The organism is Mesorhizobium japonicum MAFF 303099, from assembly GCF_000009625.1.
GTDB lineage: Bacteria > Pseudomonadota > Alphaproteobacteria > Rhizobiales > Rhizobiaceae > Mesorhizobium > Mesorhizobium japonicum.
Map to the genome: position 1 here is coordinate 1,856,245 of NC_002678.2, position 14,878 is coordinate 1,871,122.

Genomic DNA, 14,878 nt, shown 5'->3' on the forward strand with positions numbered 1-14,878 from the left:
TGGGCCAAATACAGCCGACAATTCACGAATGGCAGGCTTCGGACCTGGACGGAGTGACCAATTCGCGGCTGCCGAAAGCAGATATCTCAGGCGTCGCTTCTGCGCCAGGAACATCTATACCGATAGGAACGGGTTGTCGGCGACAGCGCCCGTCCGGCTCGAGGTCGGTGCGCACGGGCGATAGAGCGCAGCGTGCTCGAGCACAGCCAGGCGTGTCAGAGGTAGTCGGGATGCTGTTGATTCAGCAAGGTCGACAGGGCCGTGATGATCTGCGGCAGGAAAAAGGGCTTGGTAATCATGACGCTTTCCGGAACACCCTCGGCGCCCCAGTGGATGGCGCTATCGCCACTCATGTAGATCACGGGGATTGTCGGGTTGGCCTGGCGCAGATGCCGTGCAACATCCCAGCCGGATTTGCCCGCCCCCAGGCGAATGTCGGTGACGAGGCCCTTGAACTTGCCCGGCTCGGCGTCGAAGGCCGCCAGGGCCTTGGCCGCATTGTGAGCCGCCACGACTTCGAAGCCGGCTTCTTCCAGGGCCGACTCGACGTCAAGCAGGATCAACTGCTCATCCTCCACGACCAGAACCGCGCCGTTGCTCATCTGGATAATCCCCTCGGCAGTCCCCCCACTACGGTTTCGACCACGATTTAGTTCCATATAATAAATTCAACTGGTTGTGAGACCGGCTTAAGTCTTGAAAGAATGGGTCGGACGATCCGCGCCTAGAGCTTCCGACGCGTTTCAATCGGCGACAGCATCCGGCGCATCTGTTCGACGATCGTTACGTCGCTATAGGGCTTGGGAAAAAACTGACTTCCTTCAGGTAGCCGGCTCTGTTCGATGATCGACCTGCCGGAAGCGACGATCAACTTGACCGGCGGCCATCGGTTTCGGATGTGGTGAGCCAATTTGACGCCGTCCATCGTGCCGGGCATGCCGACGTCGGTGAACACCAGAACGATGTCCGTTCGTGCCTCCAGCAGCCGAATTGCCTCGTCCGCATTGCTGGCCTCCAGCGCCTCGTAACCGGCATGGACGACAAGGTCGACTGCTCCCATCCTGATAATGGCGCTGTCTTCGACGATCAGGATGACGGCCTTGCGGTTTGCCGTCATGTCTCCGGCGTGCGCGGGACCAAGTTTAGCATTGGGCAATGGTTGCCCCGCGTCAGCGGATTTTGGTGTGGTCATCTGCCTATGCTGCCGCCGGTACACTGTCGATGACGTCGGCAAGGTGCCTAACAGATACGAGAGTTCCGGGATTTGCATCGGTCACGCTGATGTCACTTTGCAAGTTCCTGGCAAGCGCCTCGACGATACCGGTACCGAGCCCGGCCTTTGCGGCACTGTCGCCCATGCCGATCCCGTCATCGCGAACTGACAGGGTCCAATCCTGCCCGTGCGAACGGTAGTCGACCGAGATCTTGCCGGACCGCTCCTGCGGAAACGCATGCTTCAGTGCATTGATCACCAGTTCGGTGACGATCAGCCCCAAGCTGATCGAAATGTCCGACTTCACGACGCTGTCGTCGACGGAAACGACGATTGAAAGCCGGTCCTTGTCGGAGATCATCGACGCGCCAAGGCTTTCACTTAACTGCGTAAAATAGGTCCGCAGCGAAACGTTCTCCACGCCGGACTGGGCGAGGTGCCGCTGCACGGCCGCGATCGACATGACCCTGTTGTGGGCGTCATGCAGATGGCCGCGAGTCTCTTCGGACTGGACCCTGCGCGCGCTCTGCATCAGCACGCTCGCGATGATCTGCAAGCTGTTGGCGACCCGGTGTTGCACTTCCTGCATCAGGATTGCCTTGTCGCGAATGAGATCGTCCTTTTGACGGGCGTCCGCCCGAGCATCCGTGACGTCGGCTACGGCCACCAGAAGGCGAATTCGGTCATGATCGCCGTCTTCGAGCACACGCGCGTTCACGACCAGCTGGCGGGTCTTCTGGCCCGCCCGCTTCAGGTCGATCTCATAGGCCTCGATCTTGGCGCTGCCGGCGGCGGTTGCCTTGAGCAATGAGTTCAGCTTCGGCATGTCCCATTCGCCTGTGCCGATTTCCGAGAGCAATTTGCCTGAAACCGTTGCTGGATCGATCTGAAAGATCCGGCAAAACGAGGCACTGACAACAATGACCCTGAGATCATCGGTCAGGAACAGAAGCGGCTCGTTCGATGAAACGACCACTGCGAGCGTGCTCGCGGCTTCCAGATGGGATGCTGAAACGGATGCCATGAAAAAAGGCCCTCAAGGGCCGAAAGCTCGCGAAGCGAGCCATCACTCGGCAGGAACGCCGACCGGAATTCATACCCGGCCGAAAAACATGAGCCACCTTATCACGTTGTGGGTCGCTGGCTATGCAATTTAAGTCGGGCCTCAGATAGGCGGCTCATGTTCCGGAATTGACGGCAAGAACTCAGCCCCGTCTTCCTCAGGCGGCTCCGCTGTCGGAACTGCGGGGTCACGCTGAGCAATCGGCTCGTATCGTCGGGCGGGAACTGCACGTGCTCGCTGGCCCACTGATGGCCGCTGGCCCTGCTGTCCCTGATCCCGGTCCTGGTGCTATGCCTGCCCAAGCAGCGCTTCGTCGTCGATGCGCTGGGCGACAAGTTGAAGGCCGAAAGCAAGGGATCATGAGCACAGTCATCGTTGTCGGCCACGTTAATCACGACCAGGTCTGGTCGCTGTCAGCGCCCCTCGCCTCGGGCTCGCGCCTCACCTATTCCGATCGTGTTGTCAGGCTTGGCGGCGGCGGCTTTCACACCGGCACCCAGCTGGCGAAGCTCGGCAACGATGTCCGGCTGATCAGCAATCTGATGGACGACGACCATGGCCGGGCGGCACTCGCCAAGTTGCAGGCGAGCGGCATCGATACCGGCTACGTCACCATGTGGACCGGCGAAACCCGGTTCACCGAAATCCTGCTTGAGCCGAATGGCGAGCGCACAATTTTGAACCCCGGCGGCCAGTTGCGCCCTCCCTTCGCCGCACCGGAGCCTGTCAGCGGCGACGCCGCCTATCTCAACGCCCTGGTGCTCGACGATGGTCTCGTTGCCTCGCTGCGGACGATCCCGCTTGTCATCTCGCAGTTTCCGTTGCGCAGCCCATCGCACCGCCCGGCCGACATCGTCATCGGATCGCGCGCCGACTTTCCCGGCGAGGACGTGCAAGGGATCTGGGAGCGAGCGTCAAGGATTGCCGGGCCCCGCCTGAGGACGCTGGTGCTGACCGATGGAATGCGGCCGATCTCGCTCTATGACGGCAAGGCGCTCAATCATGTCACGCCGCTGAAGCAGGTCTCAGTGCCCGACACGATCGGCGCCGGCGACTGTTTCACCGGGATCTTCCTGCACGGCCTGCTGCAGGGGCTAATCCCTGAGCTTTCCGCTGAACAGGCAAGCCAGCAAACCGCCGAATGGCTGTCGGAACGATCACGTACCGGCTGAATTAGGGGCTCCGGCAAGGCCGGCTTTCATGAAAATGTCATAAAAATCAAATGGAAACCGACATTCGAGTGAACTAGAAAACATGTCCTGGAGAGATCGTGATCGAAGCGTCGGCAAGCCGGCGCATCATCGCCATGATCGGCGTCTTCCATCGCCCCAACGATGTCGCCGACCTTGTCGCCCGCGAAATCCACCTTGAAATCGCTGCCTTGCAAGAGACATGACATGTGGCTGAGTGAATTCGAAATTGTCCTGCGCGACCGCGTCATCCCGAACGGCGCCGTCAGGATCGAAGACGGCCGGATCGCCGAAATCCGCGACAGGCCTGTCGCGCATGCCGACATCGACGGCGGCGGCCGCCTGCTGCTGCCCGGCTTCATCGACATGCATGGCGACATGGTGGAGAGGGAAGTCGAGCCGCGCATCGGCGTGCATGTGCCGATGCGGATCGGCATTGCCGAGCTCGACAAGAAGCTCGCCTCCTGCGGCATCACCACCGCCTATGCCGCGCTCTCCTTCATCGGCGCCAGCGTCACCAGCGGCGTGCTGCGCTCGGAAGACCATACGACAGAAATCATCGACACCATTGCCGGGATGAAGGACCATCTGTTGGTCGACCACCGCACCCACGCCCGCTTCGAAGTGACCTTCACCCCGGCGATTCCCACGCTGCAGAAGCTGATGGACGCCGGCAGGCTGGATTTGATCTCGCTGATGGACCACACGCCCGGACAGGGGCAGTACCGCGACGTCGAACTCTACATCGCCCGCATCGCCAAGGAGCGCGGCATGTCCGTTGCCGCGGCCTCCGAGGTCGTCGGCAAGCGCATGGCCGGCCGCGAAGGACAAGGCAATGTGCTGAACGCCCTGCAGGACCTGTCGGCGCGTGCCCGGGCCGCCGGCATCGTGCTCGCCTCGCATGACGACGACACGCTTGAAAAGGTCGAGCTGGTCCATGGCCTGGGTGCCGCACTCAGCGAATTTCCGGTGACGCTGGAAGCGGCGCAGGAAGCCCGCAGGCTCGGCATGCATACCGCCATGGGCGCGCCCAACGCGCTGCGCGGCGAGTCCTATTCCGGCAATCTTTCCGCCCGGCAGGCCTATCAAGCCGGGCTGCTCGACATGCTGGCAAGCGACTACCATCCGGCCTCCATCCTGCCAGCCGTGCTCGGCCTGGCGGAGCTGCGGGGCGATGGCCTCGCGGCGGCGGCGGCGCTGACAAGCGCCAACCCGGCCAACGCCTTGGGGCTCACCGATCGCGGGGCCGTCGAGCCCGGCCTTCTGGCCGATTTCGTGGTGGCCGACCGCTATCCCGTGCCACGCGTCCGCGCCACCTTCCGCGCCGGCCGCATGATCTACGGTGATGGCACGCTTGCACTAGCGGGCAAGGCAGAACGCCTTGGTCCCGTGGCGGCTGAACGGCTACCGGCTGCCTAGAGCAGTCCCGGGAAAGGTGTGGAACTGCTTTCCTGCAGGAATCGCGTCAAAACAAAGAGTCAGAGCGGTTCACCGTTTCCGTCAAACGGTGAACCGCTCTAGACATCGAGCACGACCGTCATGCCGCGCACCTCGGCCATTTCCAGCAGCATGTCCTGCAGGGTTTCGACGGTCAGCGCCGCACCGGTTATGGCCAGCAGCTCGGTGATAGTCTCTCTCATGGAAATGACCGCGACTCCGGTTTTCTCGGAAAGCAGCCGTCCGATGGCCGCGCGGATCAAGGCGTCCTGGTCAGGCATGATTCCCCCTTTCATGCTGGATGACGGTATAAGTTTTCCCAAACGGTATGCTTTTTGCGCAACTTCTGCGAGCTTTAGCTTACGCTTGCAAGCCGTTTTGGTGTGTCTGATCTCCATTATTTGTCCGACCGTTGCTCGGCGATGACAGCGACGGCGCGCCCATAGGTTGCCGCTTGCTCCATGGCGGCAAACACGGCCGGCGGCACGTCGTGCCGACAGAGCCCGATGAGAGCCCTGCCCATGCCGAGCCGGCAATTCCGTAAATCCGTCGAAAATGGAACGCGCGCCTGTCGGCTACCGGAGACACCTGAGCACCGCCGGCAGGCAACCGCAGGAACAACGCGTTCCGACAAAGATTGACTGCTGGCCCTTGCCGAAGCCGGCGGGCTCGCTCATCCATGGCGTGCAGACAACAGCCTGGAACCAGCGATGACCGATGCCAGCCTTCATCTCGTCGAAGCGACGATCGACCAACTGCGCCGCGCGCTCGATGACGGCCTCGTCACCAGTGTCGAGCTGGTCGCGGTGTATCTCAGGCGGATCGCGCATTTCGACCGGCATGGCATCAGCCTCAACGCCGTCCCCGTGCTCAATCCCAAAATGTTCGAGGAGGCCGCCGCTTCCGACCAGCGGCGGCGCGAAGGCGCTGTGCTCGGGCCGCTCGACGGCATTCCCTACACCGCCAAGGACAGCTACAAGGTCAAAGGCCTGACGGTCGCCTCCGGCTCTCCGGCCTTCGAACATCTCGTCGCCAATGAGGACGCTTTCACCATCGCCCGGCTGCGCGCCGGCGGTGCTGTGCTGATCGGCCTCACCAACATGCCGCCAATGGCCAATGGCGGCATGCAGCGCGGTCTCTATGGCCGCGCCGAAAGCCCCTACAATGCCGATTACCTGACCGCCGCCTTCGCGTCGGGGTCGTCCAACGGATCCGGCACGGCGACGGCCGCCAGCTTCTGCGCCTTCGGGCTCGGCGAGGAGACCTGGTCGTCCGGCCGCGCCCCGGCCACCAACAATGCGTTGGTCGCCTACACGCCGTCGCGCGGCGTGATCTCGGTGCGCGGCAACTGGCCGCTGGTGCCGACCATGGATGTCGTCGTGCCGCACACGCGGACCATGCAAGACATGCTGGAGCTGCTCGACGTCATCGTCGCCGACGACCCGCAGACGCGGGGCGATTTCTGGCGCGCCCAGCCCTGGGTCGAACTGCCGAAGAGTTCTGAGCTGCGACCGCAACGCTACACCGATCTGGTGCTTGCCGGCACGCTGAGGGGCAAGCGGCTCGGCGTGCCAAAAATGTATATCGGCCGCGACAGAGAGGCCGATAAACCGATCGAGACCCGCGCCTCGGTGCTTGCGCTGTGGGAACAGGCGGCGGCGGCTCTACGCAGGCTTGGCGCGGAGGTGGTGGAGGTCGATTTTCCCGTCGTCTCCAATTACGAGCGCGACCGTCCCGGCGCCCGCACCATGGTCGAGCGCGGGCTGGTGCCGCCGGATTTCGCCGACCGCGAAATCTGGGATCTCTGCATCTGGGGCTGGGACGATTTCCTGCGCGCCAATGCCGACCCGGCCCTACCCGATCTCGCTTCGGTCGATGGCCCAAAGATTTTCCCGCAGCCGCCCGGCACATTGCCTGATCGTTACGAGGGTGGCTTCGACCTGGCGGAGTATGTCGAGCGCGCCAAATCCGGCGTCACGCCCTTCAGGGATATCCCGACGCTTGAAGACGGCCTGAAAGGGCTGGAAGCGACACGACGGATCGATTTCGAGGACTGGCTCGACGCCCAAGGCATCGACGCCGTGGTGCTGCCCGCCGCCGCCGATGTCGGCCCGGCCGACGCCGACGTCAACAAGGCGTCGGCGGACCTCGCCTGGCGCAACGGCACCTGGGTCGCTAACGGCAATCTGGTCTGGCGCCATTTCGGCATTCCGACCGTCACCGTGCCGATGGGTACCATGGCCGACATCGGCATGCCGGTCGGCCTGACCTTCGCCGGCAAGGCCTATGACGACGAAAGGCTGCTGCGCATGGCCGGCGATTTCGAGCGCGCCACCCAGCGCCGCACAAGCCCGCCGCGCACGCCCGAGCTGGCCGATGATGTGTTTTCAGGACGGAGCGCCAAGGCTGGCAACGGCAAATCGCCACCGCTGACAATTTCGCTTGCCGCCGAGACGCGGACTTCGGGCGGTCAGTACGAGATCGCGATCACACTCGACCTGCCGGTCGAGGTGGTGAACACCAGCATCAAGGTGCATGTCAATGGAGAGGCGGTGGCGATGCATCGAAGCGGCACGCGCTTCAGCGGGCGGGCGCTCGCGCCGGCCGCCGAGCATCAGCGCCTCCACAGCGTCTGGCGCGGCTCCTATGGCTCGATCGTGACGGCGGTGGTGCGGTTGGAAGATGGACGCACCGCCGGCGCCTATGTGGTTACCGGCGGGATCGGGTGAGGGCATGGTGCCGTTCAGCACAAGCGGAAAGCAGTTCCATGAGTTCTGTATTGACACCGCTGGGCTATGATGCACGGTTGGCGGCGATGAAGGCATCAATCGATCCAAGGAAGGTCGGCAGTTCGGCCTTGATCCTCTCGTCGCTCCACTCCCACCAGCGAATCGCCAGCAAACTCGCGATCTGGTCATCCGTAAACCTGTTCCGGATGAACCTGGCGGGATTTCCCGCGACGACCGCGTAGGGTGCGACGTCCTTCGTGACGACCGAGCCGGCTCCGACAACGGCACCATCTCCAATGGTTATTCCCGGCAGGATGATTGCGCGTCGTCCAATCCAGACATCGTTGCCGATTTTTGTCGGCCCGTTGACCACCAGGTCATCAAAGGCCGCGATCGAATTTGTCATGTGAACTTCAAATGGAAAAGTCGAGACGAAGTGCGTCGGATGATTGGCGCGGCAAAGGAACAGCGTCTCCTCCGCTATGGAGCAGAACGCTCCTATCTCAAGCGGCGAGGTCTCGTCACAGCCATAGATATTGCTGGGCTTCGTGTAAAAGAGCGTTCTTCGCCCGATCGATGCGTGCAGCGGTATCTTTTCCGGCTTTGGCGCTCGTCTAAGACCGAGCATGGTTCGAAGTTTTCTTGCAAATCCCATTTGTTTCTAAGCCATGGTTGGTCTTGACCGGCCGTCACGGAAAGGGCTTGCGTGCGGAGGCGTCCATTTCCATACCCATCAGGTCGGCTTTCGCAACACCTTCATGGTGAGATCCGCATCGTATCCGGCAGGACAAAGGCGGCGAAGAGCGCCAACATCGCTGCTACCCCCGCGCCGCCCAAAGCAAACCACGCTCGACAATCAGCGCCATTTCCGGCACCGCGAACTCGTCCGCCGTGTGCCCGAGCGAACTGTAGAAAACCTTTCCCGCGCCATATCTGCGCTTCCAGACCACCGGCATGACGACACCATCGATGCCCGGGAAATGCGCGTCGGTGAAAGTGGTGGTCGCCAGTACCTCGTTGCTCGGATCGACATGCATGTAATACTGCTCCGACCGGTAGGCGAAATCACCGACGCCTTTGGTGATCGGGTCGTCGGGCTGCGTGATCGCCACACGATAATCGATGATGTTGCCGGGGTGCGCGACCCATTGGCCGCCGGTCATGAACTGATAGTCGGGCTCGTTGCGGAAACTGTCGCCCATCGTGCCGTGGAAGCCGCCGAGGCCTGTTCCCTCGCGAACCGCGGCGGTCAGGTTCTGCAGCTCGGCCTTTTCGATCGTCGACATGGTGATGGCAGGCACGATGAGATCGAAGGAAGACAGTTGCGGATCGGCGAACATCGCCGTGCCTTGGCCCAGCGTGACATCAAAACCGTTGCGCTGAAGCAGCGCGCGGATGACGTTGGCGCTGCGTTCGGGCGTGTGGCCTTCCCAACCACCCCAGGCAATCAAAGCCTTCTTCGCCATGCCGTGAACCTCCTGAATCGCCTGCCGCGATCGATGGTTACATGGCGCGGCTGTCAGCGCCAGCCCAGGGCGGGCGCCACATGGGTCAGGATCGCCTCGATGACATGGGCGTTGTAGTCGACGCCGAGCTGGTTGGGCACGGTGAGCAGCAGCGTATCGGCCTCGGCGATCGCCTCGTCCTGCGCCAATTCCTTGATCAGCACGTCGGGCTCGGCGGCGTAGCTGCGGCCGAAGATCGCCCGCGTATTCTCCTCGATGAAGCCGATCTGGTCGCGGCTCTCATTGCCGCGGCCGAAATAGGCGCGGTCGCGATCGTCGACCAGCGCGAAGATGCTGCGGCTGACCGAGACGCGCGGCTCGCGCTCGTGGCCGGCCGCCTTCCAGGCCTCACGGTAGATCCGGATCTGCTCGGCCTGCTGGATGTGGAAGGGCTTGCCGCTCTCGTCGAACTTCAGCGTCGAGCTCTGCAGATTCATGCCGAGCTTGGCCGCCCATTCCGAGGTGGCGTTGGTGGCAGCGCCCCACCAGATGCGCTCGCGCAGGCCTTCAGAATGCGGCTCGAGCCGAAGCAGGCCGGGCGGGTTGGGGAACATTGGCCGTGGATTGGGTTGGGCGAAGCCTTGGCCGCGCAGCGTGTCGAGAAAAACCTCGGCGTGATGCCGCGCCATGTCGGCGTCGCTTTTGCCTTCCTGCGGCTGGTAGCCGAAATAGCGCCAGCCATCGATCACCTGTTCGGGCGAGCCACGGCTGATGCCGAGCTGCAGCCGCCCGCCGGCGATGATGTCGGCTGCCCCCGCATCCTCGGCCATGTAGAGCGGATTCTCATAGCGCATGTCGATGACCGCTGTGCCGATCTCGATGCGGCTGGTCTTGGCGCCGACAGCCGCCAGCAGCGGGAACGGCGAAGCGAGCTGGCGGGCGAAATGATGCACCCGGAAATAGGCGCCGTCAGCGCCGAGCTGCTCGGCCGCGACGGCGAGATCGATGGATTGCAGCAGCGCGTCGGAAGCCGAGCGCACCTGCGATTGCGACGAGGGCGTCCAGTGCCCGAATGACAGAAAACCGATTTTTTTCATGGACCTGAAGTATATGCGGGCGGCACATGCTTCAATGCCAAAACAGCGGGGTTACACACCGTCACCTTGCGCCATACTCTGGGGTTGAAGGCCGTGGAGGGTGGAATGCTGAAGGGGACGCGTATCATCGAGATCGAGGCGCTCGGGCCGGCGCCCTTCGCCGGCATGTTGCTCGCCGATCTCGGCGCCGATGTCATCGTCGTCCACCGCAAGCAGGCGCCCATGCCGGGCCTGCCCGAACGCTCGCTGCTCGATCGCGGCAAGCGCTCCATCGCGCTCGACCTCAGGGATGCCGGCGATGTCGCCGTGCTGATGCACCTCATCGCCACCGCAGACGGCCTGATCGAGGGATTCCGGCCCGGCGTCATGGAGCGCCTCGGCCTCGGCCCGGATGCCTGCCTGGCGGTCAGCCCAAAGCTGGTCTACGGCCGCATGACCGGCTGGGGCCAGCACGGCCCCCTCGCCCGCACCGCCGGGCATGACATGAACTATACCGGCGTGTCGGGCGCGCTCTGGTACGCCTCCTTGCCGGGCGAGCCGCCCATGGCGCCGCCGACGCTCACCGGCGACATAGGCGGCGGCGCGCTCTATCTGGTGATCGGCATGCTGGCCGGCATCATGAATGCGCGGGCCGGCGGCCCGGGCACCGTGGTCGACGCGGCCATCGTCGACGGCTCGGCCCACATGATGAACCTGCTGATGGTGCTCGGCCAGTCCGGCGGGCTCGTCGCCGAACGCGGTCAAAGCCTTCTCGACGGTCCGCATTGGTGCCGCGTTTACCGCTCAGCCGACGGCGGCTTCATCAGCGTCCAGTGCATCGAGCCGAAATTCTATACGCTGTTTCTCGACAGGCTCGGCCTCGCCGCCGATCCGCGATTCGCCAAGCAATTCGACCGCGATCTCTGGCCGGAGCTCGGCAGCCGGCTGGCGGCGATCTTTGCAGCTAAACCGCGCGACGAATGGACCAGCCTGTTCGAAGGCTCGGATGCCTGCGTCTCCCCGGTGCTCAGTCCATGGGAAGCAGCCCAGCATCCGCACATGGCCGCGCGCGGCTCGTGGCTGGCGGTGGACGGCGTCCTGCAGGCAGCCGCCGCTCCGCGCTTTTCCGGATGGGCGCAAAAGACGCCGGCGAAAGGTCCCGCGCGCGACGAACATGGCGCCGAGATTCGCGCGGAATTGGCGGACCCAGGTACAGCCGTTGAAATCAGCCCGTTTCAGGCTGCTGAAATTTACCATTGGCTGCCCGGCCCGACACTGGCTTGAGCTGACCGCCGCGCGGCTCAGCTATTTCCCGCAATGATGATCGTTGATCTTGTTCAACGCATTCGCATCCGGCCCCACCGGGTGGTAGGAACAGGCGCCCGCCGCCGTCGTGAACAGCTGCTGGTCGTAGTAGCGCGGACCGCCGAACAGGAAGCCGATGAGATCGTCATCGGCTGGAACGTAGCGTTCCGGCTCGGCCTGATGATGGCGATGCCTAGAGCCGGCGAATGCCGACATTGACATGCCACAGGCCATCGCCACGGCAAGAGCGCAGATCGCAAACCGTTTCGTCGTCATCGGCAACACCCTCCTGGCCGTTCGCATTTCTATATAGGCAAAAATCACCAGCCGAACAAAGGTTCCCTTGCGACGGTTTTGCCTGGCCCGCGATTTGCATGGCCGCCGGGGCAAACTGCAGCGCATCACCCCCCACACGCGCCAGGGTGTGTCGATATTCAGGTCAGGCGGAGTCGAGAACCGTAGCTTCCGAGAACCGGAGCGGAGCGTACTTACAGTACGTGAGCACCGGAAGCGCAGGAAGCTGCCGTTCGCAGGCCGGCCTCACCTGAATATCAGTCGGTCTGGATCCAGACTGACTTGGTCTCCAGATACTCATGCAGATGCTCGATGCCGCCTTCGCGGCCATAGCCGGACATCTTCATGCCGCCGAACGGCACCGCCGGGTCGATGGCATGGTACATGTTGACCCAGACCGAGCCGGCCCTGATGCGGCGCGCCAGTTTGTGCGCGGTGCCCAGATGCGTGGTGAAGATGCCGGCCGCCAGCCCATAAGGCGTCGCATTGGCGCGCGCCACGACCTCATCGAGCGTGTCGAAGGGCATGGCCGAAATGACCGGCCCGAAAATCTCCTCGCGTGCAATGGTCATCTTGTCCGATACCGAACCGAAGACGGTCGGCGCGATGAAGTTGCCGCCGTCATAAAGCGCGCCCGTCAGCCGCGAGCCGCCGGCGACCAGTTTCGCGCCCTCGTCACTGCCGGCCTTGATATAGCCTTCCACCTTGCCGGCCTGCCTGGCATTGATCAGCGGCCCGATTTCGGTTTCCGCCTCGATGCCGTGGCCGATGCGCAGCCTGCCAGCGAATTCCGCGACGCGGCGCACGAACTCGTCGTGGATTTCACGCGCCACGAAAAGCCGCGAGCCGGCGATGCAGATCTGGCCCGAATGCACGAACACCGCCATCGCCGCGACCGGAACGGCCTTGTCGATGTCGGCGTCGCGGCAGACGATGATCGGCGACTTGCCGCCGAGTTCCAGCGAAACCCGTTTAAGATTGGTCACACCCGCCCGCGCGATCGCCTGTCCGGTCAGCGTCGAACCGGTGAAGACGATCTTGTTGACGTCGGGATGTTCGGCGAGCCGCGCGCCGGCCTCCGCCCCGGTGCCGGTGACGATGTTGACGACGCCGTCGGGCACGCCGGCTTCCTGCATCAGACGCGCGATCAGCAGCGGCGTCAGCGACGCCTCCTCGGAGGGCTTCAGCACGATGGTGCAGCCTGTCGCCAGCGCCGGTGCGATCTTCCAGATCGAGGCGGCGGTCGGCGCGTTCCAGGGGATGATCGCACCGACGACACCCACCGGCTCGCGCCTTGTGAAGGAGACGATCTCGCCAGGGATCGAATTGTCGATCGCCTCGCCATGCAGCGCCGTCGCCATGCCGCCATAGAAGCGCAGCATGCCGATAACGCGGCGCCGGTTGGCCAGCGTGCGGGTGATCGGCAGCCCCATGTCGAGCGTGTCGGAAACGCTGAGTTCTTCCCAATGCGTCTCGAACAGATCGGCGATGCGCAACAGCACGCATTGCCGTTCATAGGGCGAGAATTTCGACCACGGCCCTTCGAAGGCCGCACGTGCGGCGGCCACCGCAGCGTCAACATCGGCGGCCCCGCCGCGCGGCACCGTGGTCAGCACCTCGCCCGTCGCCGGGTTCAGCGCCTGCATTTCCTGGCCGGACTGCGCCGCGACCCACTTGCCGCCGATGAACATCGGCCGGAATTCGCCATGGTAGAGCGTCGTGGCCTTCGCCCTCGGGTCGAAGCTCAGCGTCATCTCTTCCTCCTCACGGATTCCACCGCGACTATTACTCCCGGCGCGGTCGACCTCAACAAGGAAAGATGAGCTTGGGCTGCAGGCCGGCGGCGACCAGCACCGCAAACGCCGCCCGGGCGGCTGTCGGAAGCCGGCGTCAGGCACATGCTCGCATGGCGAAACAAGGGTGGTTCAGTCGAAGAAGCCCGCATCCTCTTCGCCGAGATACTTCCTGGCCGCTTCGGCGTCGATATCGAGCCCCAGGCCCGGCGCTTCGAGCAGGTCCACCATGCTGTCCCTGACGATCTGCGCCGGCAGGCCGATCACCAGATCCTCCCACCACGGGTCCGAGGCGCTGGGATATTCGAACGCAACGTAATTTGCCGGCAAGGTGGCGCAGACATTGATCAGCGCGCCGAGGCCGAGCAGGCCATTCGCGGTGCCGTGCGGCGCCATCAGGATCGAGTGCATATAGGCGTGCTCGGCAACCCATTTGAGCTCGGCAATGCCGCCGATATCGGCCGGGTCCGGACCGATGACCCGCACCGCCTGCGTCTCGATCAGTTCCTTGAAATTGTGCCTGAGGTAGATCTGCTCGCCGGTGTGGATCGGCGTCGAGGTGGAGGTGGTCAGCTCGCGATAGGCTTGCGGATTGACCCACGGCACATAGTCGCCGGTCAGCATGTCCTCGAGCCACATCAGATTGTACTTCTCGACCGCTCGGGCGAACTTGATCGCATCGGGCAGCATCCAGCCCGGGCCGCAGTCGAGCGCCAGGCTGACCTTGTCGCCCAGTACTTCCTTCATCGCGATCACGCAGTCGAGCATGTGATTGAAACCGCGTTCGCTGATCACGCCCTGATCCATGGCGCCGTGATAGCCGGCCTTCTTCTGCGTCACGCCGTAATGGAAGCCCTCGATGCTGTCCTTCATGTTGGAGTGGAACGAGATCCCCTGCTTGACCATGAAGAAGTTCTGCGGCTGCTCCATCATCCATTTGACGTCGGCGGCGTAGTCCTCCGGCCGGTCGCCGGCGCGTTTCCGGCGGATCGAGCCGTTGTAGACCCGCACCTTGTCGCGCACCTTGCCGCCAAGCAGTTTGTAGACCGGCACGCCCGCCGCCTTGCCGGCGATGTCCCATAAGGCATGCTCGATGGCGGAGACGGCGGCGCCATAGGGCTTGAACGAGCCGCGCTGGCGGATCTTCAGCATCACCCGCTCGACGTCGGTCGGGTCCTCGCCGATCAACGCCTCGCGGAAATGCAGCACAAAGGGCTTGAGATAGGTCTTGGTGAACTCGACCTCACCAAGGCCATGGAGACCTTCGTCCGTGACGATGCGGACAATCGGGTGCTTGCCGATGACGGCGCAACGCAGGTCGGTGATCTTCATG

Annotated in this window: 15 protein-coding genes; 5 read left to right on the forward strand and 10 right to left on the reverse strand. The window is 63.5% G+C overall.

The window, feature by feature from the left end:
* Positions 1-215: 215 nt before the first annotated feature.
* From MAFF_RS10160 to MAFF_RS10170, 3 genes are all read right to left on the reverse strand, one after another.
* Positions 216-602: a response regulator gene (locus MAFF_RS10160; RefSeq protein ID WP_010910813.1), complete on the reverse strand. Its 387-nt coding sequence runs from the start codon at positions 600-602 to the stop codon at positions 216-218.
* A gap of 122 nt (positions 603-724) precedes the next feature.
* Positions 725-1,117, reverse strand: coding sequence for a response regulator (locus tag MAFF_RS10165; RefSeq protein ID WP_010910814.1), 393 nt, complete (start codon positions 1,115-1,117; stop codon positions 725-727).
* Between the two features lie 79 nt (positions 1,118-1,196).
* Positions 1,197-2,237, reverse strand: coding sequence for a sensor histidine kinase (locus MAFF_RS10170; protein ID WP_010910815.1), 1,041 nt, complete (start codon positions 2,235-2,237; stop codon positions 1,197-1,199).
* 398 nt (positions 2,238-2,635) lie between these two features.
* Between MAFF_RS10170 and MAFF_RS10175 the strand changes: the two genes are divergently transcribed.
* From MAFF_RS10175 to MAFF_RS10180, 3 genes are all read left to right on the forward strand, one after another.
* Positions 2,636-3,448, forward strand: a complete 813-nt coding sequence (locus MAFF_RS10175; protein ID WP_010910816.1) for a carbohydrate kinase family protein — start codon at positions 2,636-2,638, stop codon at positions 3,446-3,448.
* A gap of 98 nt (positions 3,449-3,546) precedes the next feature.
* The gene (locus MAFF_RS41170; RefSeq protein ID WP_010910817.1) at positions 3,547-3,672 is read left to right on the forward strand and encodes a hypothetical protein; all 126 of its coding nucleotides are present in this window, start codon (positions 3,547-3,549) and stop codon (positions 3,670-3,672) included.
* 1 nt (position 3,673) lies between these two features.
* Positions 3,674-4,885: an alpha-D-ribose 1-methylphosphonate 5-triphosphate diphosphatase gene (locus MAFF_RS10180; RefSeq protein WP_010910818.1), complete on the forward strand. Its 1,212-nt coding sequence runs from the start codon at positions 3,674-3,676 to the stop codon at positions 4,883-4,885.
* Between the two features lie 98 nt (positions 4,886-4,983).
* On the opposite strand, the gene MAFF_RS10185 is transcribed toward MAFF_RS10180, so the two are convergent.
* Positions 4,984-5,184: a hypothetical protein gene (locus MAFF_RS10185; protein ID WP_032931219.1), complete on the reverse strand. Its 201-nt coding sequence runs from the start codon at positions 5,182-5,184 to the stop codon at positions 4,984-4,986.
* Between the two features lie 429 nt (positions 5,185-5,613).
* On the opposite strand from MAFF_RS10185, the gene MAFF_RS10190 reads away from it, so the two are divergent.
* The gene (locus MAFF_RS10190) at positions 5,614-7,632 is read left to right on the forward strand and encodes an amidase (protein ID WP_010910821.1); all 2,019 of its coding nucleotides are present in this window, start codon (positions 5,614-5,616) and stop codon (positions 7,630-7,632) included.
* A 64-nt stretch (positions 7,633-7,696) separates the two neighbouring features.
* Here the strand turns inward: MAFF_RS10190 and MAFF_RS41415 are convergent, their stop codons facing one another.
* The 3 genes from MAFF_RS41415 to MAFF_RS10205 all read right to left on the reverse strand — a co-directional run bounded on the left by MAFF_RS41415 (position 7,697) and on the right by MAFF_RS10205 (position 10,174).
* Complete coding sequence (locus MAFF_RS41415; protein ID WP_052292083.1) at positions 7,697-8,260, reverse strand: CatB-related O-acetyltransferase; 564 nt, start codon at positions 8,258-8,260, stop codon at positions 7,697-7,699.
* Between the two features lie 190 nt (positions 8,261-8,450).
* The gene (locus MAFF_RS10200; RefSeq protein ID WP_010910823.1) at positions 8,451-9,098 is read right to left on the reverse strand and encodes a ThuA domain-containing protein; all 648 of its coding nucleotides are present in this window, start codon (positions 9,096-9,098) and stop codon (positions 8,451-8,453) included.
* A gap of 53 nt (positions 9,099-9,151) precedes the next feature.
* Positions 9,152-10,174, reverse strand: coding sequence for an LLM class flavin-dependent oxidoreductase (locus MAFF_RS10205; protein ID WP_010910824.1), 1,023 nt, complete (start codon positions 10,172-10,174; stop codon positions 9,152-9,154).
* 105 nt (positions 10,175-10,279) lie between these two features.
* On the opposite strand from MAFF_RS10205, the gene MAFF_RS10210 reads away from it, so the two are divergent.
* Positions 10,280-11,437, forward strand: coding sequence for a CaiB/BaiF CoA transferase family protein (locus tag MAFF_RS10210; RefSeq protein ID WP_044548221.1), 1,158 nt, complete (start codon positions 10,280-10,282; stop codon positions 11,435-11,437).
* A 21-nt stretch (positions 11,438-11,458) separates the two neighbouring features.
* On the opposite strand, the gene MAFF_RS10215 is transcribed toward MAFF_RS10210, so the two are convergent.
* From MAFF_RS10215 to MAFF_RS10225, 3 genes are all read right to left on the reverse strand, one after another.
* Positions 11,459-11,734 (reverse strand): hypothetical protein, encoded by a 276-nt coding sequence (locus tag MAFF_RS10215; RefSeq protein ID WP_044548222.1) that lies wholly within the window; start codon positions 11,732-11,734, stop codon positions 11,459-11,461.
* A 275-nt stretch (positions 11,735-12,009) separates the two neighbouring features.
* On the reverse strand, positions 12,010-13,506 hold the full coding sequence (locus MAFF_RS10220; protein ID WP_010910827.1) for an aldehyde dehydrogenase family protein: 1,497 nt from the start codon (positions 13,504-13,506) through the stop codon (positions 12,010-12,012).
* Positions 13,507-13,677: 171 nt separating this feature from the next.
* Positions 13,678-14,877: a mandelate racemase/muconate lactonizing enzyme family protein gene (locus MAFF_RS10225; protein WP_010910828.1), complete on the reverse strand. Its 1,200-nt coding sequence runs from the start codon at positions 14,875-14,877 to the stop codon at positions 13,678-13,680.
* Position 14,878 lies beyond the last annotated feature (1 nt).